The following is a 26,708-nucleotide window of genomic DNA, read 5'->3' as shown; positions in this document are numbered from 1 at the left end:
ATGTTAAAGAACGGGGAAATCGGCGCGCAGTATAGCAGGGAGATCGGATTATGTCTCAGGTTTATGATAGGATAGCGACATATTATTACATCGTGTCGGTTCGCTATGCTGCAAAACATTCGTATCGTGCTGGTGGAGACCTCTCACACCGGCAACATGGGCTCTGTCGCCCGCGCCATGAAAACCATGGGCCTTACCAATCTCTGGCTGGTTAACCCGCTGGTAAAACCCGACTCTCAGGCCATTGCCCTGGCGGCCGGTGCCAGTGATGTGATCGGCAACGCCACTATCGTTGATACGCTCGATGAAGCGCTGTCCGGTTGTAGCCTGGTGGTTGGCACCAGCGCCCGTTCTCGAACGCTCCCGTGGCCCATGCTCGATCCGCGCGAATGCGGTTTGAAAAGCGTTTCTGAAGCCGCCCACGCGCCGGTCGCGCTGGTGTTTGGCCGCGAGCGTGTTGGCTTAACCAATGACGAACTGCAAAAGTGCCATTATCACGTGGCGATTGCCGCCAATCCCGAATACAGCTCGCTGAACCTGGCGATGGCGGTACAGGTGATCGCCTATGAAGTTCGGATGGCCTGGCTGGCAGTTGAGCAGCAACAAACCGCAGCGATTGAAAGCGAAGAGGCGCCGTATCCGCTGGTGGATGATTTAGAGCGTTTTTACGGTCATTTGGAGCAGGTATTGCTCAACACCGGCTTTATCCGCGCCAACCATCCCGGCCAGGTGATGAACAAATTACGCCGCCTGTTTACCCGCGCACGCCCGGAAAGTCAGGAACTTAACATCCTGCGCGGCATGCTGGCGTCCATTGACAGTACGCATAAAAAAGACCCGAATACTTGAGTAAATTACTCAGGTAAATAGTTGACCAATTTACTCAGGAATGTCAGACTTGCGCCTGCTATGCAACACCCCACTTTAAAAATAAACACCCCCGCTTCGAGGGGCGACGTTGAGGTTAAGTAAGACATGAGACTGACATCAAAAGGGCGTTATGCCGTGACCGCAATGCTGGACGTTGCACTTAACTCCGAAGCGGGTCCGGTACCGTTGGCTGATATCTCAGAACGACAGGGTATTTCACTCTCCTATCTGGAGCAACTCTTCTCCCGTCTGCGCAAAAACGGACTGGTGTCGAGCGTGCGTGGTCCAGGCGGCGGCTACCTGTTAGGTAAAGATCCCAGCGCCATCGCGGTAGGTGAAGTGATCAGTGCTGTTGACGAGTCGGTTGACGCGACCCGTTGTCAGGGCAAAGGCGGCTGTCAGGGCGGCGACAAGTGCTTAACACACGCACTGTGGCGCGACCTGAGCGATCGTCTGACCGATTTTCTGAACAACATTACTTTGGGTGAACTGGTTAACAACCAGGAAGTACTCGACGTGTCAGGCCGGCAACATACCGAAGCGCATCGCCCGGCCCGCGCACAGGATGCCATTAACGTAAAACTGCGCGCATAACTAAAAAAGTTTTATCGGAATCAGGCCAGGGTGGATTCATTTCCCCCTGCCGCCTTCGGCATACATCCCGCCGGTTGCCTGATTCAGAGCATTTGAGATGTACGGAGCTTAAGAGCAATGAAATTACCGATTTACCTCGACTACTCTGCGACTACACCGGTAGACCCGCGCGTCGCCGAGAAAATGCTGCAACATATGACTATGGATGGGATCTTCGGTAACCCGGCGTCCCGTTCACACCGTTTCGGCTGGCAGGCGGAAGAGGCGGTAGACGTCGCCCGCAATCATATTGCGGACCTGCTGGGCGCGGACCCGCGTGAAATTGTTTTCACCTCCGGCGCGACCGAATCCGATAACCTGGCGATCAAAGGTGCGGCCAACTTCTATCAGAAAAAAGGCAAGCACATCATCACCTGTAAAACCGAACACAAAGCGGTGCTGGATACCTGCCGTCAGCTCGAGCGCGAAGGCTTCGAGGTGACCTATCTGTCTCCGCAGAGCAACGGCATTATCGACCTGAAAGCGCTTGAAGCCGCGATGCGTGACGACACCATCCTGGTGTCCATCATGCACGTGAACAACGAAATCGGCGTAGTGCAGGATATCGACACCATCGGCGAACTGTGCCGTGCGCGCGGGATTATTTTCCACGTAGACGCCACCCAGAGCGTCGGCAAACTGCCTGTCGACCTGAGCAAGCTGAAAGTCGACCTGATGTCCTTCTCCGGTCATAAAATCTACGGTCCGAAAGGCATCGGCGGCCTGTACGTGCGTCGTAAACCGCGTATCCGTATCGAAGCGCAGATGCACGGCGGCGGTCACGAGCGCGGCATGCGGTCCGGTACGCTGCCGGTTCACCAGATCGTCGGTATGGGCGAAGCCTACCGCATCGCCAAAGAAGAGATGGCGAGCGAAATGGAACGCCTGCGCGGCCTGCGTCTGCGTCTGTGGAACGGCATCAAAGATATCGAAGAAGTGTATCTGAATGGCGATCTGGAGCAGGGCGTTCCGACCATTCTGAACGTGAGCTTTAACTATGTTGAGGGCGAGTCGCTGATTATGGCGCTCAAGGATCTGGCGGTATCGTCCGGTTCAGCCTGCACCTCTGCAAGCCTTGAACCGTCTTATGTGCTGCGCGCGCTGGGGATGAACGACGAACTGGCGCACAGCTCGATCCGTTTCTCTCTGGGACGTTTCACTACGGTCGAAGAGATCGACTACACCATCGAGCTGGTTCGCAAATCGATTGGCCGTCTGCGCGACCTTTCTCCGCTGTGGGAAATGTTCAAGCAGGGCGTGGATCTGAACAGCATCGAGTGGGCGCACCACTAATTCGACAAGATTTCTGGAGAACATCAACATGGCATACAGCGAAAAAGTTATCGATCATTACGAAAATCCGCGCAACGTCGGCTCCTTCGACAACAGCGACGACTCAGTCGGCAGCGGCATGGTTGGCGCCCCGGCCTGTGGCGACGTCATGAAGTTGCAGATTAAAGTCAACAATGACGGTATTATCGAAGACGCGCGTTTCAAAACCTACGGCTGCGGTTCCGCCATCGCCTCCAGCTCCCTGATCACCGAGTGGGTGAAAGGCAAGAGCCTGGACGAAGCCCAGGCGATCAAGAACACCGATATCGCCGAGGAGCTGGAACTGCCGCCGGTTAAAATTCACTGCTCAATCCTGGCAGAAGACGCTATCAAAGCGGCCATTGCGGATTACAAAAGCAAACGTGAAGCTAAATAATCATTGATGAATTGAGGTTGTTGTATGTCGATTACCCTTAGCGAAAGCGCTGCTGCGCGCGTGAATACTTTTCTGACCAACCGGGGTAAAGGCTTTGGCCTGCGTCTCGGCGTTCGGACCTCCGGCTGCTCCGGCATGGCGTATGTGCTGGAATTCGTGGATGCGCCTCAGGCGGAAGACACCGTGTTCGAAGACAAAGGCGTTAAAGTGGTGATCGACGGCAAGAGCCTGCAATTCCTGGATGGTACGCAGTTAGATTTCGTCAAAGAAGGCCTTAACGAAGGGTTTAAATTCACCAACCCGAACGTCAAAGACGAGTGTGGCTGCGGCGAAAGCTTCAACGTGTAGTTCCCGCAATGACCTTCCGCGTCCGGCTGGGCGCGGAAGAGTAGAAAACCATGCCATACCTGCTTTCTCAATAACGCGCGCCGGGGCAGTTCATTGAACCGGGTTGTCGCGTTATTGCGTATGTGGGTATTACCCTGAGAACGTTATGGATTACTTCACCCTCTTTGGTTTGCCGGTTGGCTACGCGATTGATATGACTGCGCTGTCAGCGCGCTACCAGGATCTGCAACGCCAGTTCCATCCCGATAAATTCGCCAGCCACCCTCAGGCCGACCAACTGGCCGCGCTCCAGCAATCCGCGACCATCAATCAGGCCTGGCAAACGCTGCGCCATCCGCTTAACCGCGCGGAATACATGCTTTCGCTGCACGGTTTCGATCTGGCCAATGAACAGCACACGGTGCGCGATACCGCGTTTTTGATGGAACAGCTGGAGCTGCGTGAAGAGCTCGACGAGATTGAACGCGCCGGCGATGAAAACCGCCTGGCGGGTTTTACCACGCGCATTCAGGCGCTGTACCGTGCGCGTCATCAGCAAATGGTGGCGGAACTGGACAGCCAGGCGTGGGAAAAGGCGGCGGATACCGTTCGCAAACTCCGTTTTCTTGATAAATTGCAGCACCAGACAGAACAACTCGAAGAAAAGCTGCTTGGTTTTTAATTCTGGAAGCTAAACATGGCCTTATTACAAATTAGCGAGCCTGGGCTGAGCGCCGCGCCGCACCAGCGCAGACTGGCGGCAGGCATCGACTTAGGCACCACCAATTCCCTGGTCGCCACCGTGCGCAGTGGGCAGGCGGAAACCCTGCCGGATCACGAAGGGCGTCACTTGCTGCCCTCCGTGGTGAATTATCAGGCGTCGGGCCAGACGATTGGCTTCGACGCGCGCGCCATGGCGGCCGCCGATCCGGTGAATACCATCAGCTCGGTAAAACGACTGATGGGCCGATCTCTTGCCGATATCCAGGCGCGCTACCCCCATCTTCCGTACAATTTGCAGCCCAGCGCCAACGGCCTGCCGCAGATTGATACCCCGGCTGGCCTGCTGAACCCGATCCGCGTCTCCGCCGATATCCTGAAAGCGCTGGCCGCACGCGCCAGTGAAGCGCTGGCAGGCGATCTGGACGGCGTGGTGATCACCGTTCCGGCTTACTTCGACGACGCCCAGCGTCAGGGCACCAAAGACGCCGCGCGTCTGGCGGGCCTGCACGTGCTGCGTCTGCTGAACGAACCGACCGCAGCGGCGATTGCTTACGGCCTCGATTCCGGCCAGGAAGGCGTGATCGCCGTGTACGATCTCGGCGGCGGCACCTTTGATATTTCCGTGCTGCGCCTGAGCCGCGGCGTGTTTGAAGTGCTCTCCACCGGCGGCGACTCCGCGCTGGGCGGCGACGACTTCGACCATCTGTTAGCCGACTGGCTGCGCGAGCAGGCTGGCTTCAGCGATCGCAGCGACAACCGTCTGCAACGTGAGCTGCTGGACGCCGCCATCGCCGCCAAAATCGCCCTGAGCGATGCCGACAGCGTGGCCGTCAGCGTCGGCGGCTGGCAGGGCAACGTGACCCGCGCGCAGTTCGATGCGCTGATCGCGCCGCTGGTCAAGCGCACTCTGCTGGCCTGCCGTCGCGCCCTGAAAGATGCGGGCGTTGAGGCGAGCGACGTGTTAGATGTGGTAATGGTCGGCGGATCGACTCGCGTTCCGCTGGTGCGCGAGCGCGTGGGCGAATTCTTTGGCCGCACGCCGCTGACCTCCATCGACCCGGACAAAGTGGTGGCGATTGGCGCCGCGGTGCAGGCCGATATCCTGGTGGGCAACAAGCCGGACAGCGAAATGCTGCTGCTGGACGTGATCCCGCTGTCGCTGGGCCTGGAAACCATGGGCGGTCTGGTGGAGAAAGTCATCCCCCGCAACACCACCATTCCGGTGGCCCGCGCCCAGGAGTTCACCACCTTTAAAGACGGGCAAACCGCCATGTCAATCCACGTGATGCAGGGCGAGCGCGAGCTGGTACAGGATTGCCGTTCGCTGGCGCGCTTCGCGCTGCGCGGTATCCCGGCGATGCCGGCAGGCGGCGCGCATATCCGCGTCACCTTCCAGGTGGACGCCGACGGTCTGCTGAGCGTCTCCGCGATGGAAAAATCCACCGGCGTGGAAGCGTCGATCCAGGTCAAACCGTCCTACGGGCTGACCGACGATGAAATCGCCACCATGATTAAAGATTCAATGAGTTTCGCCGAGCAGGACGTCAAAGCGCGTATGCTGGCGGAACAAAAAGTGGAAGCCGCCCGGGTGCTGGAAAGCCTCGCGGGCGCGCTGGCGACCGATGCCGCGCTGCTCAGCGCCGCAGAGCGTCAGGTTATCGATGAGGCCGCTGCCGTTCTGGCGCAGGCGGCGCAAGGCGATGACGTTGACGCCATTGAAAACGCGATTAAAAACGTAGATAAACAAACCCAGGAGTTTGCCGCTCGCCGTATGGACGCCTCCGTGCGCCAGGCGCTGAAAGGCCACTCCGTCGACGAGGTTTAATATGCCTAAGATTGTTTTTCTGCCTCATCAGGATCTTTGTCCGGATGGCGCAGTTCTGGAAGCGAAGAGCGGTGAAACTATTCTTGACGTTGCGCTGCGCAACGGTATTGAAATTGAACACGCCTGCGAAAAATCCTGTGCCTGCACCACCTGCCACTGCATCGTGCGTGAAGGTTTTGATTCACTGCCGGAAAGCACCGAAGACGAAGACGACATGCTGGATAAAGCCTGGGGTCTGGAGCCGGAAAGCCGCCTGAGCTGTCAGGCGCGTGTGACTGATGAAGATTTAGTGGTCGAAATGCCGCGTTACACCATTAACCATGCGCGCGAGCACTAACAGGGGGTAAATGATGGGCCTGAAATGGACCGACAGCCGTGAAATCGGCGAGGCGCTGTACGACAGCCGCCCGGATCTCGATCCGAAAACCGTCCGCTTCACCGACATGCATCAGTGGATCTGCGAGCTGGAAGAGTTTGATGACGATCCGGCTGCGTCTAACGAGAAGATCCTTGAGGCAATCTTGTTAGTGTGGCTTGACGAAGCTGAATAAAAAACGGGCTGCCTTCGGGCGGCCCTTTTATGTCTAAGAGCGATAAAAAAAGGGATAACAGAATGACTGACGCCATGAAAATCACGCTCTCCACCCAGCCTGCTGACGCCCGCTGGGGAGAAAAAGCGACATACAGCATCAATAACGACGGCATTACCCTGCACCTGAACAACAAAGACGACCTGGGGATTATCCAGCGCGCCGCCCGTAAAATCGACGGGCTGGGCATTAAGCACGTGGCGCTGTCCGGCGAAGGCTGGGATGCGGATCGCAGCTGGGCCTTCTGGCAGGGTTACAAAGGGCCGAAAGGCAGCCGGAAAGTCGAGTGGGCGACCCTCGATGAAGCCCAGCAGAAAGAGCTGGACAGCCGCCTGAAGATTATCGACTGGGTGCGCGACACCATCAACGCCCCGGCGGAAGAGCTGGGACCGGAACAGCTGGCCCAGCGCGCGGTGGATCTGCTGAGCGGCATCGCCGGCGATAACATGAAATATCGCATCACCAAGGGCGAAGATCTGCGTGAGCAAAACTACATGGGGCTCCACACCGTGGGGCGCGGATCGGATCGCGCGCCGGTGTTGCTGGCGCTGGACTACAACCCCACCGGCAACCCGGATGCTCCGGTATACGCCTGCCTGGTCGGTAAGGGCATCACTTTCGATACCGGCGGCTACAGCCTCAAGCAAAGCACCTTCATGGATTCGATGAAATCCGATATGGGCGGGGCGGCGCTGGTGACCGGCGCGCTGGCGTTCGCCATCACCCGTCGTCTGGAGAAACGCGTCAAACTGTACCTGTGCTGCGCCGATAACATGGTCAGCGGCAACGCGTTCAAACTGGGCGATATCATCCGCTACCGCAACGGCAAAACCGTGGAAGTGATGAACACCGACGCCGAAGGCCGCCTGGTGCTGGCGGACGGGCTGATCGACGCCTGCGCCCAGAAACCGGAACTGCTGATTGACGCCGCCACCCTGACCGGTGCCGCGAAAACCGCGCTCGGCAACGATTATCATGCGCTGTTCAGCTTTGACGATGCCCTGGCGAACCGCCTGCTGGCGAGCGCCAGCGCGGAAAACGAGCCGTTCTGGCGTCTGCCGCTGGCGGAATTCCACCGCAACCAGCTGCCGTCGAATTTCGCGGAACTCAACAACACCGCCAGCGCGGCGTATCCGGCGGGTGCCAGCACCGCAGCGGGCTTCCTGTCGCACTTTGTTGAAAACTACCAGCAGGGCTGGCTGCATATCGACTGTTCCGCTACCTACCGTAAAGGCGCGGTAGAGCAGTGGGCGGCGGGCGCGACCGGTCTTGGCGTGCGTACCTTAGCTAACCTGCTGACGGCGAAATAAGAGCGTTATGTCTGAAACTAAAAATGAGTTAGAAACCCTGCTGGAGAAGGCCGCCACTGAACCGGCGCACCGCCCGGCGTTTTTCCGCACCTTGCTGGAGTCTACCGTATGGGTGCCCGGCGCTTCCGCCAGCGGTGATGCCGTGGACGCAGACAGCGCGCTGGATTTACAGCACTGGGAAAAAGACGACGGCACCTCGGTGATCCCGTTTTTCTCCTCGCTGGAAGCATTGCAGCAGGCGATGGGGGAAGAAGAGCAGGCATTCGTCGTCATGCCGGTGCGCACCCTGTTCGAGATGACGCTGGGCGAGACGCTGTTTCTGAATGCCAAATTACCTACCGGTAAAGAGTTCACCCCGCGTGAAATCAGCCATCTGATCGGCGATGAAGGCAACCCGCTCAGCACTCAGGAAGTGATTGAGGGCGGCCAGACGCTGCTGCTCTCTGAAGTGGCCGAACCGCCCGCACAGATGGTCGACTCCCTGACCACGCTGTTCAAAACCCTGAAAACGGTCAAGCGCGCCTGGCTGTGCTCGATCAAAGAGCGCGCGGACGCTGAGCCTAATCTGCTGATCGGCATTGAAGCCATCGGGGATATCGACGCCATTGTGCAGGCGGCGGGCAGCGTTGCCACCGATACGTTGCCAGGAGATGAACCGATTGATATTTGTCTGGTCACGGAAGGGGAGAAGGGCGTCAGCCATTTTATTATGGCCCACGTCACGCCCTTCTATGAACGCCGCTGGGGAAGTTTCCTGCGCGATTTCAAAACCAATCGCATTATCTGAATGCAGGGCCGCGTTTGCGGCCCTTGTTGTTATTGCGCAGGTTCGACAGGTAAATCCTGGCGCGCCCCCCATTCGCTCCACGCCCCGTCATACAGCGCCACGCCGTTGACATCCAGGGTGGCGAGCGCCAGCACCAGCACCGCCGCCGTCACGCCGGACCCGCAGCTGGCGATGATCGGCCGCTCAAAATCCACGCCGCGCTGGAAGAAGATATCGTGCAACGTAGCCGGGTCTTTGAGCTCGCCGTTGTGCACCACTTCGCCCCAGGGCACATTTAATGCGCCGGGGATATGTCCGCGCTTGAGGCCAGGGCGCGGTTCATCCGCTTCGCCATGAAAACGCGCTGCCGGACGGGCATCGATAATCTGCGCGCTGCCCTCGTGGCTCGCCAGCAGCACGTCGGTCAGGCGTTTCACTGCTTCAGGATTGAGTCTGGCTTCAAATTCCCCTTCCTCATGGGCGACGTCGCCCGATTCCACCGGACGCCCTTCCTGCTGCCAGCGATCCAGCCCGCCCGCCAGTATCGACACGTTTTCCACGCCGAAACTGCGCAGCATCCACCACGCGCGCGGCGCGGAGAATAAATCGCCCTCGTCATACACCACCAGATGTTTATCGCTGCTGACGCCCAGCTCACGCATCGCCACCGCGAACGCTTCCGGGCGCGGCATCATGTGCGGCAAGGGGCTGGTGCGATCGGACAGCGCTTCGATATCAAAAAACAGCGCGCCGGGCAGATGCTCCGCGCGGTATTCGCCCGCCACGTCGCGCTGCTGCTGGCCGGGAGGGGCCATGCGCGCATCAAGAATTTGAATTTCTGGATCGGAAAGGTGCTCAGCGAGCCAGTCGCCCGCAACAAAAAAAGAGGTGGACATGGAGCCTCCGTGTCAGTGCTGAGAGGGCAAATTGTCGGTGTTTTTAGTGTGTGTCACAAGCGGCCACCTCTCAAGTCGCGATACGAGTCCCGTAATAGCACTATAATTCTGAAAATCTGCCGTTTGCTACGTGGTCGACATTCTTGCTTTGTATTCACGCCGCGAACGCATAATACTTGCTTCCTCACAACAGGAAGGCCGAAAGGCCAGGGATTCGAGAATGATACGAGCACGCCACGCCGCGCTTGCGGCAGCCTTATTAGCCATGCTGGCAATGGCAGGTTGCGATGATAAACCGGGTGAAAAGGCAAGCGAGCCTGAGCCCGCGCCCGCTCAACAATCGCAGGCCGCAACCACCGTCGCCGCCAAACCCGACAGCGCGAAACTGGCCCAGCTTGCCGGGCAAAGCGCCGGGAAACCGTTAACGCTGATTGACGCCTCCGAAGTCCAGCTGGACGGCGCGGCGACGCTGGTGCTGACGTTTTCGGTTCCTCTCGATCCCAACCAGGATTTCTCCCGCACCGTGCATCTGGTGGATAAAAAGAACGGCAAAGTGGATGGCGCCTGGGAGCTGGCCCCTAATCTGAAAGAACTGCGGATGCGCCATCTGGAGCCGAGCCGCACCCTGCTGGTAAGCGTGGACAGCGAGCTGAAAGCGCTCAATGAAGCCACTTTCGGCATCAACTGGGAAAAGACCCTTGAAACCCGCGATATCGAACCGAGCGTCGGTTTCGCCAGCCGGGGCTCGCTGCTGCCCACCAAAGTGGTGCAGGGCCTGCCGGTGATGGCGCTGAATATCGATAACGTGGACGTGAATTTCTTCCGCATTAAGCCAGAATCGCTTGCCTCGTTCGTCAGCCAGTGGGAGTACCGTAATTCGCTGACCAACTGGGAATCAGACAAACTGCTGCAACTGGCGGACCTGGTGTATACCGGCCGTTTCGACCTGAACCCGGCACGCAATACGCGTGAAAAACTGCTGCTGCCGCTGGGGGACATCAAACCGCTCCAGCAGCCTGGCGTCTATCTCGCCGTGATGAATCAGGCCGGGCGTTACAACTACAGCAATGCCGCCACGTTGTTTACGTTAAGCGATGTCGGCGTGTCGCTGCATCGCTTCCATAACCGTCTCGACATCTTCACCCAGAGCCTGGAAAACGGCGCACCCCAGGGCAGCGTCGACATTCAGTTGCTGAGCGAGAAAGGCCAGACCCTGGCGCAGGCGAAAACCGACGGCGACGGCCATGCGACGCTGGAGACGCCGAAAGACGCCGCGCTGGTGCTGGCGCGTAACGGCGAACAGACCACGCTGCTGGATCTCAAACTCCCGGCGCTGGATCTCTCTGAGTTCGATATCGTCGGCGAAGCAGGGTATGCGCGACAGTTCTTTATGTTCGGCCCGCGCGATCTGTATCGCCCGGGCGAAACGGTGATCTTCAACGGTCTGCTGCGCGACGGCGACGGTAAACCGGTTGATGACCAGCCGATCAAGCTGGAAGTGGTAAAACCCGACGGCCAGGTGGCGCGGACCCAGGTGGTGCAATCGCGCAACGGGCTGTACCAGTTTAGCTGGCCGCTGGCCCAGACCGCCGCCACGGGCAACTGGTCAGTGGTCGCCCATCTCGGCGATAACCAGCCGCGCGGCTGGCGTTTCCAGGTCGAAGATTTTATGCCGGAGCGTATGGCGCTAACCTTAACGCCGCAGAAAACGCCGATTTCCCCGAAAGATCCGCTTAATATCCCGGTGGAAGGCCACTATCTCTACGGCGCGCCGGCGTCCGGCAATGCGTTACAGGGCCAGATTTTCCTGCGTCCGCTGCGCGAAGCGGTCGCCACGCTGCCGGGTTTTGAATTCGGCGATATCGCCGAAGAAAACCTCAGCCGTAGCCTGGATGAAGTACAGTTGACCCTGGATGAACAAGGGCATAACGAGGTGACGCTCGACAGCCAGTGGCAGGATGCGCGCTCGCCGTTGAAAGTGATTTTGCAGGCCAGCCTGCTGGAGTCCGGCGGACGCCCGATTACCCGTCGCGCCGAACAGCCGGTATGGCCTGCCGCCAGTCTGCCGGGCATCCGTCCGCAGTTTGCCGCTAAAGCCGTGTACGACTATCGCAGCGACACCACGGTGAATCAGCCGATGGTGGATGAAGGCAGCCAGGCCGGGTTCGACATCGTCTATGCCGATGCCCAGGGCCAGAAGCTGGCGGTGAATGATTTGCAGGTGCGGTTAATCCGCGAGCGCCGCGACTATTTCTGGAACTGGTCGGAAGGCGACGGCTGGCAGTCCCAGTTCGATCAAAAAGATCTGGTGGAAGGCGAACAGTCGCTGAATCTGGCTGCAGGTGAAACCGGCAAAGTGAGTTTTCCGGTGGACTGGGGCTCTTATCGCCTGGAGGTGAAAGCGCCGAATGACACCGTCAGTAGCATCCGCTTCTGGGCAGGCTACAGCTGGCAGGACAACAGCGACGGCAGCGGCTCGCCGCGCCCGGATCGCGTGACGCTGAAGCTGGATAAACCGTCCTACAAGCCTGGCGACACCATCAAACTGCATATCGCCGCGCCTGCCGCCGGTAAAGGCTACGCAATGATTGAATCCAGCGACGGCCCGCTGTGGTGGCAGGCTATCGACGTGCCGGAAGGCGGCATGGACCTCGACATTCCGGTGGATAAAAAATGGCATCGCCACGATCTCTACGTCAGCACGCTGGTGATCCGCCCCGGCGACAAGTCCAAATCCGCGACCCCGAAACGCGCCGTCGGTATTTTGCATCTGCCGTTGGGTGATGAAAACCGTCGTCTGGCGGTGACGCTGGATGCCCCGGCAAAAATGCGCCCGGACCGCAATCTGGACGTGAAGCTGAAGGTGAAACCTGATGCGCAGGGCAATATCCCGGCGCAGGTTAACGTGCTGGTTTCCGCCGTGGACAGCGGGGTGCTGAATATCACCGATTACCGTACCCCGGATCCGTGGGAGGCGTTTTTCGGCAAAAAAGCGTATGGCGCGGATATCTACGATATCTACGGCCAGGTGATTGAAGGGCAGGGACGGCTGGCGGCGCTGCGTTTTGGCGGCGACGGCGATGAACTGAATCGCGGCGGCAAACCGCCGGTTAACCACGTGACCATCGTGGCGCAACAGGCGCAGCCGGTAGTGCTTAACGATAAAGGTGAAGGTACGGTTCAGTTGCCGATTGGTGATTTCAACGGTGAACTGCGGGTGATGGCCCAGGCCTGGACGGCGGACAGCTTTGGCAGCAGCGAGGCAAAAACTCTCGTCGCCGCGCCGCTGATTGCCGACATCAGCATGCCGCGCTTCCTGGCGGGCGGCGATGAATCGCGGCTGGCGCTGGACGTCAGCAACCTGACCGATACGCCGCAAAACCTCACCGTTTCCCTCTCTGCCAGCGGGCTGGTTTCGCTGCTGGACACCCCCGAGCTGAAAGTCAGCCTCAACGCCGGGGCGCGTAAAACGCTGTTTATTCCGGTGCGCGCCCTTGAAGGCTTCGGCGATGGCGAAATCAACGCCCAAATCAGCGGCCTGAACGTGCCGGGGGAAACCTTCGCGCCGTCGCAAAAACAGTGGAAAATCGGCGTGCGTCCGGCGTTCCCGTCGCAAACTGTTAACAGCGGGGTGATGCTTAACCCGGGCGAAAGCTGGCAGGTTCCGGCGTCGCATATCGACGGCTTCTCACCGGGTACGCTGGAAGGACGTCTGCTGCTGAGCGGCCGTCCGCCGCTTAACCTGGCGCGCTATATCAGCGAGCTGAAAGCCTATCCTTACGGTTGCCTGGAGCAAACCACCAGCGGTCTGTTCCCGTCGCTGTACACCAGCGCGGCGCAGCTTAACGCGCTGGGCATCAAGGGCGAAAGCGACGAGCAGCGCCGCACGGCGATTGATGTCGGCATCGCCCGCCTGCTGGAAATGCAGCGTGAGGACGGTGGGTTCAGCCTGTGGGATAAAACCGGTCCGGAAGAGTACTGGGGTACGGCTTATGTCACCGATTTCCTGATGCGGGCAACCGAGCAGGGTTATAGCGTGCCAGCGGATGCGCTGGAGCGCGCCAACAACCGCCTGCTGCGCTATTTGCAGGATCCGAGCCTGATGGCGCTGCGTTACAGTGATAACAGCGCCGCCAGCAAGTTCGCGGTGCAGGCCTATGCAGGGCTGGTGCTGGCGCGGCAGCAAAAAGCGCCGCTCGGGGCACTGCGCGAACTGTGGAACAAACATAACGCCGCCAGTTCCGGCCTGCCGCTGGTACAGCTTGGCGTGGCGTTGAAGTTGATGGGCGACGCGTCCCGTTCCCGTGAAGCGATTAACGCGGGTCTGGCGACACCGCGTAACGACCGCGCTCAGTGGATTGGCGACTACGGCAGCGAGTTACGCGACAGCGCGCTGGTGCTCAACCTGCTGGAAGAGAACCAACTGATGGCGCAGCAGCAGGCGGGATTACTGCAAACCCTGTCCGATCAGGCTTACGGCCAGCGCTGGTTATCGACGCAGGAGAGCAATGCGCTGTTCCTGGCTGGTCGCAGCTGGCAAAACCAGCCCGCCGCCTGGCAGGTGCAAAGCTCGCTGTCCGGCGAACCGTTGCAGGGTGATAAAGCCCAGGCGTTTACTCTGAATGCCGATAAACTCGCGGCGCTGCATCTGACCAACACCAGCGACAGCCCGGTGTGGGTGCGGCTCGACAGCGTGGGCTATCCGCAAAGCGCGCCCCAGCAATCCGGCAAGGTGCTGAGAATTGAACGTCACTTCATTGCCAGCGATGGCACCACCAAATCGCTCGATAATCTGCGCAGCGGCGAACTGGTGCTGGTGTGGCTGGATGTCTATGCCAGCAAAACCGTGCCGGACGCGCTGGTAGTGGATCTGCTGCCTGCGGGCCTGGAGCTGGAAAACCAGAATCTGGCTAACGCCAGCGCCAGTCTGGGTGAAACCGGCGGCGCGGTCAGCGATCTGGTGAGCCGGATGCAGCAGCAGGATATTCAGCATGTGGAGTTCCGCGATGACCGCTTTGTCGCGGCGCTGCCGGTGAACGAAGGCGAACACGCCACGCTGGTCTATCTGGCGCGCGCGGTGACGCCGGGTAAATACACGGTGCCGGTGCCGCAGGTAGAATCGATGTACGTGCCCGCATGGCGAGCGACCGGCAGAAGTGCAGGGACGTTAACCATCGCACCGTGAGCAAGCTTTTGTGATCGTCTCAAAACTAAAAAAATGCGCCTGCGTGATTGCAGGCGCATTACTGTTATTCGCGCTGGCGCTGTGGGCGGCGGACCGCATTTGGCCGCTGCCGCTCAAAGAGGTGAACCCCGCCCGGGTGGTGGTAACCGAAGCGGGCACGCCGCTGTGGCGCTTTGCCGATGATGAAGGCATCTGGCGCTATCCCGTCACAATCGAAGATGTTTCCCCCCGCTATCTGGATGCGCTGATCCACTATGAGGATCGCTGGTTCTGGAAGCATCCGGGTATCAATCCGTTTTCTGTTGCGCGCGCCGCCTGGCAGGGCGTCACCGCCGGACGCGTGGTGTCCGGCGGCAGTACGCTCACCATGCAGGTCGCCCGGCTGATTGAGCCGCATCCCCGCACCTTTCTGGGTAAAACGCGTCAGGTGTGGCGCGCCATGCAGCTGGAATGGCACCTGTCGAAACGCGAAATTCTCACGCTCTATCTCAACCGCGCGCCGTTCGGCGGCACGCTTCAGGGCGTTGGCGCAGCAAGCTGGGCTTACTTCGGTAAATCACCCGCCTCGCTGACGCCTGCCGAAGCGGCGTTACTGGCGGTGCTCCCGCAAGCGCCGAGCCGCCTGCGTCCTGACCGCTGGCCCGAACGCGCCCAGGCATCGCGCGATAAAGTGCTGCGCCGTCTGGCGCAGTATCATGTCTGGCCGCAAAAAGAGGTAACAGAAGCGCTGGAAGAGCCGGTCTGGCTGGCGCCGCGCCAGATGCCACAGCTTGCGCCCCTGCTGGCGCGCTATCTGGCGGCGCGCAGCCGCGAGACTAAAATCGTTACCACCTTAGACGCGGGCCTTCAGCGCCAGCTGGAAGAACTGGCGTTGAACTGGAAACCCCGCCTGCCGCCGCGCGGCTCGCTGGCGATCCTGGTGGTGGATGCCAGCACCATGAAGGTGCGCGGCTGGGTGGGTTCAGCGGATATCGCCGATGTGAACCGCTTCGGGCATGTGGATATGGTGCTTGCCAGCCGCTCGCCGGGATCGGTGCTTAAACCTTTTGTCTACGGACTGGCGCTGGACGAGGCGCTGATCCATCCCGCCTCGCTGTTGCAGGACGTGCCGCGCCGGTTTGGGGATTATCGTCCCGGCAACTTTGACAGCGGCTTTAACGGCCCGGTCAGCATGAGCGACGCGCTGGTGCGTTCGCTGAATCTCCCGGCGGTGCAGGTGCTGGAGGCCTATGGCCCGAAGCGTTTCGCCGCGAAATTGCGCAACGTGGGTCTGACCTTAACCTTGCCCGGGGGCGCGGAGCCGAACCTGTCGATTATCCTCGGCGGCGCCGGGGCGCGCTTATACGACATCGTCGCCGCCTACAGCGCCTTTATGCGTCAGGGCAGGGCGGCGCAGCTGCGATTAACGCCGAATGATGCGCTTGAAGATCGCCCGCTGATGTCGCCGGGTGCGGCATGGATTATCCGCCGTATTCTGGCGGGCGAGGCCCAGCCGCTGCCCGACAGCGCGCTGCCGCTGGTTGTGCCGTTCGGCTGGAAAACCGGCACCAGCTATGGCTATCGCGATGCCTGGGCGGTGGGTATGAGCCCGCGCTATATCATTGGCGTCTGGACAGGTCGACCGGACGGTACGCCGGTGCCGGGGCAATCAGGCTTCGCCAGCGCGGTGCCGCTGCTGAATCAGGTGAATAATCTGGTACAGGCCAGTTCCGCATTACAGCAAGCCCGATTACCTGTCGATCCGCGCCCGGCGTCGGTCACTGCAGGGACTATTTGCTGGCCCGGCGGGCAACAGCTTCCGGCAGGGGATAGCAACTGTCGCCGCCGCCTGGCGACCTGGCTGTTGGACGACAGCCAGCCGCCGACGTTGCTGGCGCAGGGGCAGGAGCGCATGACCGGAACCCAGTATCCGCTGTGGGTGAACAGTAAAGGGCAGCGCGTCGCCGCCGATTGTCCGGAGGCCCATGCCGAAACCCTGATTATGTGGCCGCTGCCGCTGGAACCCTGGCTGCCCGTCGCTGAACGACGCGCCGCGCGTCTGCCTGCCGCCTCGACGACGTGCCCGCCGTTAACCCGCGACGGCGCGACGCCGCTGCTGCTCACCGGGGTGCGCGACGGCGGCATTATCAAACGCGTGCCGGGGCAAAGCCGTTTACCGCTGCGGTTAACGACGCAGGGCGGCGAGGGGCCGCGCTGGTGGTTTTTAAACGGCGAAGTGCAATCAGGGCATGGGGACGTGTTGACGCTGGAGATCGATAAAGCCGATGACTATCAGGTGCTGGTGATGGATGAGTTCGGGCAAACCGCCGTGGCCCGTTTTACTGTCCAGTAGTGTACAACCTGCTGACGCAATGGCATTGTGTTGCGAGCTGTCGCACTATTTTAAAAAAATGTTACTTATTCCCATAGGCAATACGCGGGATGCTCATTATAATCGCCGCCAATTCGAAAGCCGGGTTTCCGGCGTAAACAGAACAACATACAGAGGTTATCATGGCTATTGAACGTACTTTTTCCATCATCAAGCCGAACGCGGTGGCAAAAAACGTTATTGGCAACATCTTTGCTCGTTTTGAAACAGCAGGCCTGAAAATTGTTGGCACCAAAATGCTGCACCTGTCTTCCGAAAAAGCAGGCGGTTTCTATGCTGAACATCAGGGCAAACCGTTCTTTGATGGCCTGGTGGCCTTTATGACCTCCGGCCCGATCGTTGTGACCGTGCTGGAAGGTGAAGACGCAGTGCGTCGTCACCGTGAAATCCTTGGCGCCACCAACCCGGCGAACGCGCTGGCAGGCACCCTGCGCGCAGATTACGCGGACAGCCTGACCGAAAACGGCACCCACGGTTCCGATTCTGTTGAATCCGCAGAGCGCGAAATCGCTTACTTCTTCGGTGAAGGCGAAGTGTGCCCGCGCACCCGCTAATCACGCCGCGAAAGTTTATTTTTGTGATGCCGCTTACAGTCGTGGCATCACGACGCTGAAGTTTGTACAATACTGCGCCCCGGGACGAGCCAACGTTCCGGGGCGCTTCTTTTTTCAACCCACCATGGGCCATAACGTGTAACAACGAGGCCGGAAACTATTATGTCTGAGCAAATTGTCACTTCCGAAACGTCGGTAACCGTCGTTTCAGCTAAATCAGAAAAAACCAACCTGTTGGATCTCAATCGTCAGCAACTGCGTGAATTCTTTGCCAGTCTTGGCGAAAAACCGTTCCGCGCCGATCAGGTGATGAAGTGGATGTATCACTATTGCTGCGATGATTTTGATGAGATGACGGATATCAACAAAGTCCTGCGCAACAAGCTGAAAGAGATCGCCGAAATCCGCGCGCCGGAAGTCGCCGAAGAGCAGCGTTCCGCAGACGGCACCATCAAATGGGCGATTAAAATCGCCGATCAGCTGGTGGAAACCGTGTATATCCCGGAAGAAGACCGCGCCACGCTGTGCGTTTCCTCTCAGGTCGGCTGCGCGCTGGAGTGCAAATTCTGCTCAACCGCTCAGCAGGGCTTTAACCGTAACCTGCGCGTGTCGGAAATTATCGGCCAGGTGTGGCGTGCGGCAAAAATTATCGGCGCGCAGAAGAAAACCGGCGTGCGCCCTATCACCAACGTGGTGATGATGGGTATGGGCGAGCCGCTGCTCAACCTGACCAACGTGGTGCCCGCCATGGAAATCATGCTGGATGATTTCGGTTTCGGGCTGTCGAAGCGCCGCGTCACGCTCTCCACCTCCGGCGTGGTTCCGGCGCTGGATAAGCTCGGCGATATGATTGATGTGGCACTGGCCATCTCCCTGCATGCTCCCACCGATGAAATTCGCGACCAGATCATGCCGATCAACAAGAAGTACAACATCGAGACGTTCCTGGCGGCGGTACGCCGCTATCTGGAAAAATCTAACGCCAATCAGGGGCGCGTAACGGTGGAATATGTTTTGTTGGATCATATCAACGACGGCACTGAACATGCACATCAGCTGGCGGAATGCCTGAAAGATACGCCCTGCAAGATCAACCTGATCCCGTGGAACCCGTTCCCGGGCGCGCCGTATGGACGCAGCTCCAACAGCCGTATCGATCGTTTCTCCAAAGTATTAATGGAGTACGGGTTTACCACCATCGTGCGTAAAACCCGCGGCGACGATATCGACGCGGCCTGCGGACAGCTGGCGGGAGAAGTGATCGACCGCACTAAACGTACGATGCGTAAGCGTATGCAAGGTGAACCTATTGAGGTGAAAGCAGTCTGACTGGCATCGATGTCTGGTTTGCAACCGGCAAATTGGGCACGGGCTACAAAAGGCGCGTTTTTACCCGAACGTGAAGAAACGTATTCTCTCAATAATTACGGTGCGTTTCTTCTCGCTTTAAGGCAGTATGTAGCGTCTCAACAACAGTTTAGACACGCATCAATTCTGGATTGCGTCGTCAGCCACGGACAGTTGGTCAAAAGGTGTCTATGTTTAACTGACCAAACGGCATTCTTGAGTCGGCATTGTGAAGCCATGTCGTCCAGCCAGGGCGAATGCTGAGCGTTGCAGCCTTAAAAGATTGATTTCGCGGTGCGGGTAGGGTGACCTGCCAGCGCCTGGTTCCTTACTTAAACAGTTCCAGCAGTTGTAGCGAATGAATACTGAAGCCACTCACGATCACAATGCACCACAAACCACCGGCGAACGTCTGCGTTCGGCGCGTGAACAACTCGGTCTTAGCCAGCAAGTCGTGGCAGAACGTTTATGCCTGAAAGTATCGACTGTCCGCGATATCGAAGAGGACAAAGCGCCCGCTGAACTGGCGGCGACTTTCTTGCGTGGCTACATCCGCTCTTATGCACGTCTGGTGCATATTCCCGAAGAGGAACTGCTGCCGATGCTGGCGCAGCAGGCACCGGTGAAAACCGCGAAAGTGGCGCCGATGCAAGGTTACGCCCTGGGCAAACGCCGTAAAAAACGCGATGGCTGGCTGATGAGCGTCACCTGGCTGGTGTTGTTCGTCGTGGTCGGCCTGACGGGCGCCTGGTGGTGGCAGAACCACAAGGCCCAGCAGGAAGAGATCACCACTATGGCCGATCAGTCCACGGCGGAGTTGAACGCCAATCCGTCTGCCGGGCAGGCCGTGCCGCTGTCGACCGAATCCGCGGCGAACGATGATGCCGCCGCGGCGCTTGCCAATAACGACAGCCAACCGGCGACCGCCCCTGCGGAAGTGAATACTGATAACGGCGTGGCGACCACCCCCGCGCCGGACGCGTCGCAAAACGCGGTCGTTTCGCCGAGCCAGGCAAATGTCGATACCGCCACCGCCGCGCCGGTTACGCCGCCGACTGCCACTGATAGCGCCAGCGCGCTGCCGGTTGACCAGGCGGCGACGGCTCCTGCCGCCGATTCCAATGCGCTGGTGATGAATTTTACCGCCGATTGCTGGTTAGAAGTCACCGACGCTACCGGTAAAAAACTGTTCAGCGGCCTGCAGCGTAAAGACGCCAGCCTGAACTTAGCGGGCCAGGCACCGTATAAATTAAAAATCGGCGCGCCTGCCGCGGTACAAATCCAGTATCAGGGCAAACCGGTCGATTTAAGCCGTTTTATCAGAACCAACCAGGTTGCGCGTTTGACCCTCAATGCCGAACAATCAGTAACGCAGTAAGCAGACGGGCAACGGGGGAGATTTTTCATGCATAATGAAGCGCCCATTAAGCGTAGAAAATCCAAACGGATCTACGTGGGCAATGTGCCGGTAGGCGACGGCGCGCCAATCGCCGTCCAGTCAATGACCAACACCCGCACCACAGATGTGGAAGCGACGGTCAATCAAATTAAAGCGCTTGAGCGCGTCGGGGCCGATATCGTTCGCGTGTCGGTTCCTACCATGGATGCCGCTGAAGCCTTCAAACTCATCAAGCAGCAAGTCAACGTGCCCCTGGTGGCCGATATCCACTTTGATTACCGTATCGCGCTGAAAGTGGCGGAATACGGCGTGGATTGCCTGCGCATCAATCCAGGCAACATCGGCAGCGAAGAACGTATTCGCAGCGTAGTTGACTGCGCGCGTGATAAAAACATCCCGATTCGCATCGGCGTTAACGCCGGATCGCTGGAAAAAGATCTCCAGGAAAAATACGGCGAACCGACGCCGCAGGCGCTGCTGGAATCTGCAATGCGTCACGTTGAGCACCTTCATCGCCTGAACTTCGATCAGTTCAAAGTGAGCGTGAAGGCCTCCGACGTCTTCCTGGCGGTGGAATCCTATCGACTGCTGGCGAAAGAAATTGAGCAGCCGCTGCATTTAGGCATCACCGAAGCGGGCGGCGCGCGCGCGGGCGCAGTGAAATCCGCCATTGGCCTGGGGCTGCTGCTGTCAGAAGGGATCGGCGATACCCTGCGTATCTCGCTGGCCGCCGATCCGGTGGAAGAGATCAAAGTCGGTTTCGATATTCTGAAATCGCTGCGTATCCGTTCGCGCGGAATTAACTTTATCGCTTGTCCAACCTGCTCGCGTCAGGAATTTGACGTGATCGGCACGGTGAATGCGCTGGAACAGCGTCTGGAAGACATCCTGACGCCGATGGATGTGTCGATTATCGGCTGCGTGGTCAACGGACCGGGCGAAGCGCTGGTCTCCACGCTGGGCGTCACCGGCGGCAACAAGAAAAGCGGCTTTTATGAAGACGGCTCGCGCAAAGATCGTCTCGATAATGACGATATGATCGCCCAGCTTGAAGCGAAGATCCGCGCCAAAGCCAGCATGCTGGACCAAAGCCGTCGCATTGATGTGCATCAGGAAAAATAGGGCAAGCCAGGCTTTCCCGTGTATGATTGAACCCGCTCGCCGCCTCGATTTTTCGGGTGCGGCCTGATTCCGGGTTCATTTTTTGTATTTAATAAGAGAATAAACGTGGCAAAGAACATTCAAGCCATCCGTGGCATGAACGATTACCTGCCGGGCGAAACCGCCATTTGGCAGCGTATTGAAGGCGCACTGAAACACGTGCTTGCCAGCTATGGCTACAGCGAAATCCGCTTGCCGATTGTAGAGCAGACCCCGTTATTCAAACGCGCTATCGGTGAAGTCACCGACGTGGTTGAAAAAGAGATGTATACCTTCGAAGACCGCAACGGCGATAGTCTGACGCTGCGTCCGGAAGGCACCGCGGGTTGCGTACGCGCCGGCATCGAGCATGGTCTGCTGTACAATCAAGAACAACGTCTGTGGTATGTCGGGCCGATGTTCCGCCACGAACGTCCGCAAAAAGGGCGTTATCGCCAGTTCCATCAGTTGGGTGCGGAAGTGTTTGGCCTGCAAGGGCCGGATATCGACGCCGAACTGATTATGCTGTCCGCGCGCTGGTGGCGTGCGCTTGGCATCGCGGAGCACGTTTCTCTGGAACTTAACTCCATCGGTTCGCTGGAAGCGCGCGCCCGGTATCGTGAAGCCCTGACGGCTTTCCTGGAACAGCATAAAGACCAACTGGATGAAGACTGCCAGCGTCGCATGTATACCAACCCGCTGCGCGTGCTGGATTCCAAGAACCCGGACGTGCAGGCGCTGCTGAACGACGCCCCTGCACTGGGTGATTATCTGGATGACGAGTCCCGCGAACACTTCGCCGGGCTGTGCGCGTATCTGGATGCGGCGGGCATTGCCTATACCGTTAACCAGCGTCTGGTGCGCGGTCTGGATTACTACAACCGCACGGTATTCGAGTGGGTGACCACCAGCCTGGGTTCCCAGGGCACCGTGTGCGCCGGCGGTCGTTATGATGGTCTGGTTGAGCAGTTAGGCGGTCGTGCTACCCCAGCCGTTGGCTTCGCGATGGGCCTGGAACGTCTTGTTTTACTGGTTCAGGCAGTTAATCCGGAATTTAAAGCGCAAAGCGTTGTCGATATTTACCTGGTTGCCTCGGGTGCGAACACGCAAACGGCAGCGATGCTGTTGGCGGAAAGCGTACGTGATGCGCTGCCAGCCTGTAAGCTAATGACCAACTACGGCGGCGGCAACTTCAAGAAGCAGTTTGCGCGGGCAGATAAGTGGGGCGCGCGCATCGCACTGGTTCTGGGTGAAAACGAAGTCGCCGCGCGTCAGGTGGTGGTGAAGGATTTGCGTTCGGGTGAACAGCAAACGGTCGAACAAAGCGACCTGGCTGATCACTTACAGGCGCTACTGGGTTAACTTCCCCGGTAATTTATCGTAAGGAGAAGGGCTGCGTGGAAATTTATGAGAATGAAAACGACCAGGTCGACGCGGTAAAGCGTTTCTTTGCTGAAAATGGCAAAGCGCTGGCCATCGGCGTGGTGTTAGGCATTGGCGCGCTGGTGGGCTGGCGTTACTGGACCGGGCATCAGGCCGAATCCGTGCGTGCGTCATCGCTGGAATATCAAACGGCGATATCAAACATTCGTGCGGACAAGCCGCAAACCCTGGCCGCTGTGGAAACGTTCGCGGCGGAAAATCAGAATACCTATGGCGCGCTGGCGTCACTGGAACTCGCGCAGCAGTTTGTTGATAAAAACGATCTTGCTAAAGCGGAAGCGAATCTGCAGCAGGGCCTGAAAAACACCAGCGACGAGAATTTGCAGGCGCTGATTAACGTGCGCCTGGCGCGTGTGCAAATCCAGCAAAAGCAGGTTGACGCGGCGCTAAAAACGCTCGACACCGTGAAAGGCGAAGGCTGGGTGGCTATTGTTGCCGATCTGCGCGGCGAAGCGCTGTTGAGTAAAGGTGACAAGCAGGGCGCGCGCGACGCATGGAGCAAAGGGGTAGAAAGCAATACTTCTCCGGCGCTGCGTGAGATGATGCAGATGAAAATCAATAATTTGTCCGTCTGAGAGGGACCCGATGCAATTGCGTAAATTACTTCTGCCAGGGCTGCTTTCCGTTACGCTGCTGAGCGGCTGTTCGCTGTTCAGTGGCGAAGAAGATGTCGTGAAAATGTCTCCGCTGCCGACGGTTGAGAACCAGTTCAACCCTGAAACGGCCTGGAGCACCTCCGTAGGCAACGGGATTGGCGATTTCTACTCGAATCTGCATCCTGCTTTCCAGGATGACACCGTCTATGCTGCCGATCGTCGTGGCATCGTGAAAGCGGTGAGCCTGAGTGATGGCAAAGAACAGTGGTCGGTTGATCTTTCTGAAAAAACCAGCTTCCTGTCGGCAAATCGTTCGGCGCTGCTTTCCGGCGGCCTGACGGCGGCGGGGGGGCACGTTTACGTCGGTAGCGAAAAAGCGCAGGTTTATGCGCTGAATAGCGCGGATGGAACTATCGTATGGCAAAGCAAAGTGGCGGGTGAAGCGCTGTCACGTCCGGTTGTCAGCGACGGTTTAGTATTGGTTCACACCAGTAACGGTATGCTGCAGGCGCTGAACGAAAGCGACGGCGCGGTGAAATGGACCGTGAGCCTGGATATGCCTTCGCTGTCGCTGCGCGGTGAATCCGCGCCTGCGGTTGCTTTCGGCGCGGCGATTGTCGGCGGCGATAATGGCCGCGTGAGCGCGGTGCTGATGCAGCAGGGCCAGATGATTTGGCAACAGCGTATCTCCCAGGCGACCGGCGCAACCGAAATCGATCGTCTGAGCGACGTGGATACGACTCCCGTTGTCGTGAACGGCGTGGTTTACGCGCTGGCTTACAACGGCAACCTGAGCGCGCTGGATCTGCGTTCCGGCCAGATTATGTGGAAACGTGAACTGGGTTCGGTGAACGATTTCGTGATCGATAATGGTCGCATTTACCTGGTGGATCAAACCGATCGCGTGCTGGCGTTGAATACCGAAGGCGGCGTAACGCTGTGGACGCAACCTGCGCTGCAGTATCGCAACCTGACTTCGCCGGTCCTGTATAATGGTAATCTGGTGGTCGGTGACAGCGAAGGCTATCTGCACTGGATGGATACCAGCGACGGACGTTTCGTGGCGCAGCAAAAAGTTGACGGTTCCGGGTTCCAGACCGAACCGGTCGTCGCAAACGGCAAGCTGCTGATCCAGGCGAAAGACGGCACCCTGTACGCCATTACGCGTTAACGGCGCGCAGCGTTTTACCGCTTAAACGGCTCCTGAAACCCTCAGGGGCCGTTTACTGTTTTCTGAACCCGCTGAGATTTCAGCGGTTTTTATACTGATTTATCGTAATGAGGCTTTAACAATGGTACCTGTGGTCGCGCTTGTCGGGCGCCCTAATGTCGGAAAATCCACCTTATTTAATCGGTTAACCCGCACCCGTGATGCGCTGGTGGCGGATTTCCCGGGGCTGACTCGCGATCGTAAGTATGGTCGTGCTGAGGTGGAAGGCCGCGAGTTTATCTGTATCGATACCGGCGGTATTGATGGCACTGAAGACGGCGTAGAAACCCGTATGGCGGAACAGTCGCTGCTGGCGATTGAAGAAGCGGACGTGGTGCTGTTTATGGTGGACGCCCGCGCAGGCCTGATGCCAGCGGATACCGCCATTGCCAAACACCTGCGTTCGCGTGAAAAACCTACCTTCCTGGTGGCCAACAAAACCGACGGGCTCGATCCCGATCAGGCCGTCCTGGATTTCTACTCGCTGGGCCTGGGCGAAATTCACCCGATCGCTGCTTCACACGGTCGTGGCGTGACCAGCCTGCTGGAACACGTGCTGATGCCGTGGATGGACGAACTCAATCCGCCGGAAGAGGTGGATGAAGACGCTGAATACTGGGCGCAGTTCGAAGAGCAGGAAGAGGGCGACGAAGAGGAAGAAGAAGCCTTTAACCCGCAGGATCTGCCGATTAAGCTGGCAATTGTCGGGCGTCCGAACGTGGGTAAATCCACACTGACTAACCGCATCCTCGGTGAAGAGCGTGTGGTGGTGTACGACATGCCGGGCACCACCCGCGACAGCATTTACATCCCGATGGAGCGCGACGAGCGCGAATACGTGCTGATCGACACCGCAGGTGTGCGTAAGCGCGGCAAAATCACCGATGCGGTGGAAAAATTCTCGGTAATCAAAACGCTACAGGCGATTGAAGACGCCAACGTGGTACTGCTGGTGATCGACGCGCGCGAAGGTATTTCCGATCAGGATCTGTCGCTGCTGGGCTTTATCCTGAACAGCGGCCGCTCGCTGGTTATTGTGGTTAACAAATGGGATGGCCTGAGCCAGGAAGTGAAAGACCAGGTGAAAGAGACTCTGGATTTCCGCCTGGGCTTTATCGACTTTGCGCGGGTGCATTTCATCTCCGCGCTGCACGGCAGCGGCGTCGGCAACCTGTTTGAATCAGTGCGCGAAGCCTATGACAGCTCCACGCGCCGCGTCAGCACCGCAATGCTGACCCGCATCATGAATATGGCGGCAGAAGACCATCAGCCGCCGCTGGTACGCGGTCGCCGCGTGAAGCTGAAATACGCCCACGCGGGCGGTTACAACCCGCCGATTGTAGTGATCCACGGCAACCAGGTAAAAGATTTGCCGGATTCCTACAAACGTTATCTGATGAACTACTTCCGCAAATCGCTGGATGTGATGGGGACGCCGATCCGCATCCAGTTTAAGGAAGGGGATAACCCGTTTGCCAACAAGCGCAACACCCTGACGCCGAACCAGATGCGTAAACGTAAGCGCCTGATTAAGCACATCAAGAAAGGTAAATAACCAGACGGGGCCAAAAGGCCCCGTTTTGTCATTGAGGAGTGATGATGGACATTCAATGCCCCCACTGCCAACAGCCGGTTGAGGCGACGGTCACCGTTGCGCACTGCGCGCACTGTCAGCAGGATATTAATCTGGAAGCCCGCTGCCCGGACTGCCATCAACCGTTGCAGGTGCTGAAAGCCTGCGGCGCGGTGGATTATTTTTGCCAGCACGGCCACGGGCTGATTTCGAAAAAACGCGTCGAATTCGTGCCGGTTTGA

General features: G+C 58.6%; 23 protein-coding genes. 22 read left to right on the top strand and 1 reads right to left on the bottom strand.

Features of this window, described 5'->3' with window-relative positions; translation table 11 throughout:
• Positions 1–105 precede the first annotated feature (105 nt).
• From trmJ to sseB, 11 genes are all read left to right on the top strand, one after another.
• Positions 106–849, top strand: a complete 744-nt coding sequence (gene trmJ, locus GV764_RS20635) for a tRNA (cytosine(32)/uridine(32)-2'-O)-methyltransferase TrmJ (RefSeq protein ID WP_161661861.1) — start codon at positions 106–108, stop codon at positions 847–849.
• A 126-nt stretch (positions 850–975) separates the two neighbouring features.
• Positions 976–1,464 carry a Fe-S cluster assembly transcriptional regulator IscR gene (gene iscR, locus GV764_RS20630; protein ID WP_002463697.1) on the top strand — a complete coding sequence of 163 codons (489 nt, stop codon included), beginning with the start codon at positions 976–978 and terminating at the stop codon, positions 1,462–1,464.
• A gap of 117 nt (positions 1,465–1,581) precedes the next feature.
• On the top strand, positions 1,582–2,796 hold the full coding sequence (locus GV764_RS20625) for an IscS subfamily cysteine desulfurase (RefSeq protein ID WP_161661859.1): 1,215 nt from the start codon (positions 1,582–1,584) through the stop codon (positions 2,794–2,796).
• A gap of 28 nt (positions 2,797–2,824) precedes the next feature.
• The gene (gene iscU, locus GV764_RS20620) at positions 2,825–3,211 is read left to right on the top strand and encodes a Fe-S cluster assembly scaffold IscU (protein ID WP_002463695.1); all 387 of its coding nucleotides are present in this window, start codon (positions 2,825–2,827) and stop codon (positions 3,209–3,211) included.
• A gap of 24 nt (positions 3,212–3,235) precedes the next feature.
• Entirely contained in the window at positions 3,236–3,559 is a 324-nt protein-coding gene (gene iscA / locus GV764_RS20615) for an iron-sulfur cluster assembly protein IscA (protein WP_161661857.1), read from the top strand.
• A 145-nt stretch (positions 3,560–3,704) separates the two neighbouring features.
• Positions 3,705–4,220, top strand: a complete 516-nt coding sequence (hscB, locus tag GV764_RS20610) for a co-chaperone HscB (RefSeq protein WP_161661856.1) — start codon at positions 3,705–3,707, stop codon at positions 4,218–4,220.
• Between the two features lie 15 nt (positions 4,221–4,235).
• Positions 4,236–6,086, top strand: a complete 1,851-nt coding sequence (gene hscA, locus GV764_RS20605) for a Fe-S protein assembly chaperone HscA (protein WP_161661854.1) — start codon at positions 4,236–4,238, stop codon at positions 6,084–6,086.
• Position 6,087: 1 nt separating this feature from the next.
• Positions 6,088–6,423, top strand: coding sequence for an ISC system 2Fe-2S type ferredoxin (gene fdx, locus GV764_RS20600; protein WP_002463685.1), 336 nt, complete (start codon positions 6,088–6,090; stop codon positions 6,421–6,423).
• A 13-nt stretch (positions 6,424–6,436) separates the two neighbouring features.
• Positions 6,437–6,637, top strand: a complete 201-nt coding sequence (gene iscX / locus GV764_RS20595) for a Fe-S cluster assembly protein IscX (RefSeq protein ID WP_002463684.1) — start codon at positions 6,437–6,439, stop codon at positions 6,635–6,637.
• Between the two features lie 62 nt (positions 6,638–6,699).
• Positions 6,700–7,986, top strand: coding sequence for an aminopeptidase PepB (gene pepB / locus GV764_RS20590; RefSeq protein ID WP_161661852.1), 1,287 nt, complete (start codon positions 6,700–6,702; stop codon positions 7,984–7,986).
• A gap of 7 nt (positions 7,987–7,993) precedes the next feature.
• Positions 7,994–8,773: an enhanced serine sensitivity protein SseB gene (gene sseB / locus GV764_RS20585; RefSeq protein ID WP_161661850.1), complete on the top strand. Its 780-nt coding sequence runs from the start codon at positions 7,994–7,996 to the stop codon at positions 8,771–8,773.
• Positions 8,774–8,802: 29 nt separating this feature from the next.
• On the opposite strand, the gene sseA is transcribed toward sseB, so the two are convergent.
• The gene (sseA, locus tag GV764_RS20580) at positions 8,803–9,648 is read right to left on the bottom strand and encodes a 3-mercaptopyruvate sulfurtransferase (RefSeq protein ID WP_161661848.1); all 846 of its coding nucleotides are present in this window, start codon (positions 9,646–9,648) and stop codon (positions 8,803–8,805) included.
• A 220-nt stretch (positions 9,649–9,868) separates the two neighbouring features.
• Here sseA and GV764_RS20575 point away from each other — a divergent pair, with 220 nt between their 5' ends.
• From GV764_RS20575 to GV764_RS20525, 11 genes are all read left to right on the top strand, one after another.
• On the top strand, positions 9,869–14,833 hold the full coding sequence (locus GV764_RS20575; RefSeq protein ID WP_161661846.1) for an alpha-2-macroglobulin family protein: 4,965 nt from the start codon (positions 9,869–9,871) through the stop codon (positions 14,831–14,833).
• Positions 14,834–14,843: 10 nt separating this feature from the next.
• Positions 14,844–17,165, top strand: coding sequence for a peptidoglycan glycosyltransferase PbpC (gene pbpC / locus GV764_RS20570; protein ID WP_161661844.1), 2,322 nt, complete (start codon positions 14,844–14,846; stop codon positions 17,163–17,165).
• Positions 17,166–17,326: 161 nt separating this feature from the next.
• Positions 17,327–17,758 (top strand): nucleoside-diphosphate kinase, encoded by a 432-nt coding sequence (gene ndk / locus GV764_RS20565; RefSeq protein ID WP_125294119.1) that lies wholly within the window; start codon positions 17,327–17,329, stop codon positions 17,756–17,758.
• Positions 17,759–17,920: 162 nt separating this feature from the next.
• A complete protein-coding gene (gene rlmN, locus GV764_RS20560) occupies positions 17,921–19,087 on the top strand; it encodes a dual-specificity RNA methyltransferase RlmN (RefSeq protein WP_161661842.1) in 1,167 nt (388 codons plus the stop codon).
• Between the two features lie 376 nt (positions 19,088–19,463).
• Positions 19,464–20,483: a cytoskeleton protein RodZ gene (rodZ, locus tag GV764_RS20555; RefSeq protein WP_161661840.1), complete on the top strand. Its 1,020-nt coding sequence runs from the start codon at positions 19,464–19,466 to the stop codon at positions 20,481–20,483.
• A gap of 27 nt (positions 20,484–20,510) precedes the next feature.
• Positions 20,511–21,626, top strand: coding sequence for a flavodoxin-dependent (E)-4-hydroxy-3-methylbut-2-enyl-diphosphate synthase (ispG, locus tag GV764_RS20550; RefSeq protein WP_161661839.1), 1,116 nt, complete (start codon positions 20,511–20,513; stop codon positions 21,624–21,626).
• Positions 21,627–21,731: 105 nt separating this feature from the next.
• A complete protein-coding gene (gene hisS / locus GV764_RS20545; RefSeq protein WP_161661837.1) occupies positions 21,732–23,006 on the top strand; it encodes a histidine--tRNA ligase in 1,275 nt (424 codons plus the stop codon).
• A 35-nt stretch (positions 23,007–23,041) separates the two neighbouring features.
• Positions 23,042–23,662, top strand: coding sequence for a YfgM family protein (locus GV764_RS20540; protein WP_161661835.1), 621 nt, complete (start codon positions 23,042–23,044; stop codon positions 23,660–23,662).
• A gap of 10 nt (positions 23,663–23,672) precedes the next feature.
• Positions 23,673–24,854 (top strand): outer membrane protein assembly factor BamB, encoded by a 1,182-nt coding sequence (bamB, locus tag GV764_RS20535; RefSeq protein ID WP_161661833.1) that lies wholly within the window; start codon positions 23,673–23,675, stop codon positions 24,852–24,854.
• 121 nt (positions 24,855–24,975) lie between these two features.
• Entirely contained in the window at positions 24,976–26,448 is a 1,473-nt protein-coding gene (gene der / locus GV764_RS20530) for a ribosome biogenesis GTPase Der (RefSeq protein WP_161661831.1), read from the top strand.
• A gap of 44 nt (positions 26,449–26,492) precedes the next feature.
• A complete protein-coding gene (locus GV764_RS20525) occupies positions 26,493–26,708 on the top strand; it encodes a zinc ribbon domain-containing protein (protein WP_161661829.1) in 216 nt (71 codons plus the stop codon).

It is taken from the genome of Atlantibacter hermannii (assembly GCF_009907385.1).
Lineage (GTDB): Bacteria > Pseudomonadota > Gammaproteobacteria > Enterobacterales > Enterobacteriaceae > Atlantibacter > Atlantibacter hermannii_A.
This window is presented reverse-complemented; position numbering and strand designations above follow the sequence as displayed.

What these genes read in the sequence shown, in the direction of transcription:
- fdx (WP_002463685.1), top strand. Translation starts at nt 6,088, where the DNA reads ATGCCTAAGATTGTTTTTCTGCCTCATCAGGATCTTTGTCCGGATGGC.
- iscU (WP_002463695.1), top strand. Translation starts at nt 2,825, where the DNA reads ATGGCATACAGCGAAAAAGTTATCGATCATTACGAAAATCCGCGCAAC.
- GV764_RS20525 (WP_161661829.1), top strand. Translation starts at nt 26,493, where the DNA reads ATGGACATTCAATGCCCCCACTGCCAACAGCCGGTTGAGGCGACGGTC.
- bamB (WP_161661833.1), top strand. Translation starts at nt 23,673, where the DNA reads ATGCAATTGCGTAAATTACTTCTGCCAGGGCTGCTTTCCGTTACGCTG.
- rodZ (WP_161661840.1), top strand. Translation starts at nt 19,464, where the DNA reads ATGAATACTGAAGCCACTCACGATCACAATGCACCACAAACCACCGGC.
- iscR (WP_002463697.1), top strand. Translation starts at nt 976, where the DNA reads ATGAGACTGACATCAAAAGGGCGTTATGCCGTGACCGCAATGCTGGAC.
- trmJ (WP_161661861.1), top strand. Translation starts at nt 106, where the DNA reads ATGCTGCAAAACATTCGTATCGTGCTGGTGGAGACCTCTCACACCGGC.
- GV764_RS20575 (WP_161661846.1), top strand. Translation starts at nt 9,869, where the DNA reads ATGATACGAGCACGCCACGCCGCGCTTGCGGCAGCCTTATTAGCCATG.
- GV764_RS20625 (WP_161661859.1), top strand. Translation starts at nt 1,582, where the DNA reads ATGAAATTACCGATTTACCTCGACTACTCTGCGACTACACCGGTAGAC.
- iscX (WP_002463684.1), top strand. Translation starts at nt 6,437, where the DNA reads ATGGGCCTGAAATGGACCGACAGCCGTGAAATCGGCGAGGCGCTGTAC.
- ispG (WP_161661839.1), top strand. Translation starts at nt 20,511, where the DNA reads ATGCATAATGAAGCGCCCATTAAGCGTAGAAAATCCAAACGGATCTAC.
- hscB (WP_161661856.1), top strand. Translation starts at nt 3,705, where the DNA reads ATGGATTACTTCACCCTCTTTGGTTTGCCGGTTGGCTACGCGATTGAT.
- sseB (WP_161661850.1), top strand. Translation starts at nt 7,994, where the DNA reads ATGTCTGAAACTAAAAATGAGTTAGAAACCCTGCTGGAGAAGGCCGCC.
- iscA (WP_161661857.1), top strand. Translation starts at nt 3,236, where the DNA reads ATGTCGATTACCCTTAGCGAAAGCGCTGCTGCGCGCGTGAATACTTTT.
- hscA (WP_161661854.1), top strand. Translation starts at nt 4,236, where the DNA reads ATGGCCTTATTACAAATTAGCGAGCCTGGGCTGAGCGCCGCGCCGCAC.
- sseA (WP_161661848.1), bottom strand. Translation starts at nt 9,648, where the DNA reads ATGTCCACCTCTTTTTTTGTTGCGGGCGACTGGCTCGCTGAGCACCTT.
- rlmN (WP_161661842.1), top strand. Translation starts at nt 17,921, where the DNA reads ATGTCTGAGCAAATTGTCACTTCCGAAACGTCGGTAACCGTCGTTTCA.
- pepB (WP_161661852.1), top strand. Translation starts at nt 6,700, where the DNA reads ATGACTGACGCCATGAAAATCACGCTCTCCACCCAGCCTGCTGACGCC.
- ndk (WP_125294119.1), top strand. Translation starts at nt 17,327, where the DNA reads ATGGCTATTGAACGTACTTTTTCCATCATCAAGCCGAACGCGGTGGCA.
- der (WP_161661831.1), top strand. Translation starts at nt 24,976, where the DNA reads ATGGTACCTGTGGTCGCGCTTGTCGGGCGCCCTAATGTCGGAAAATCC.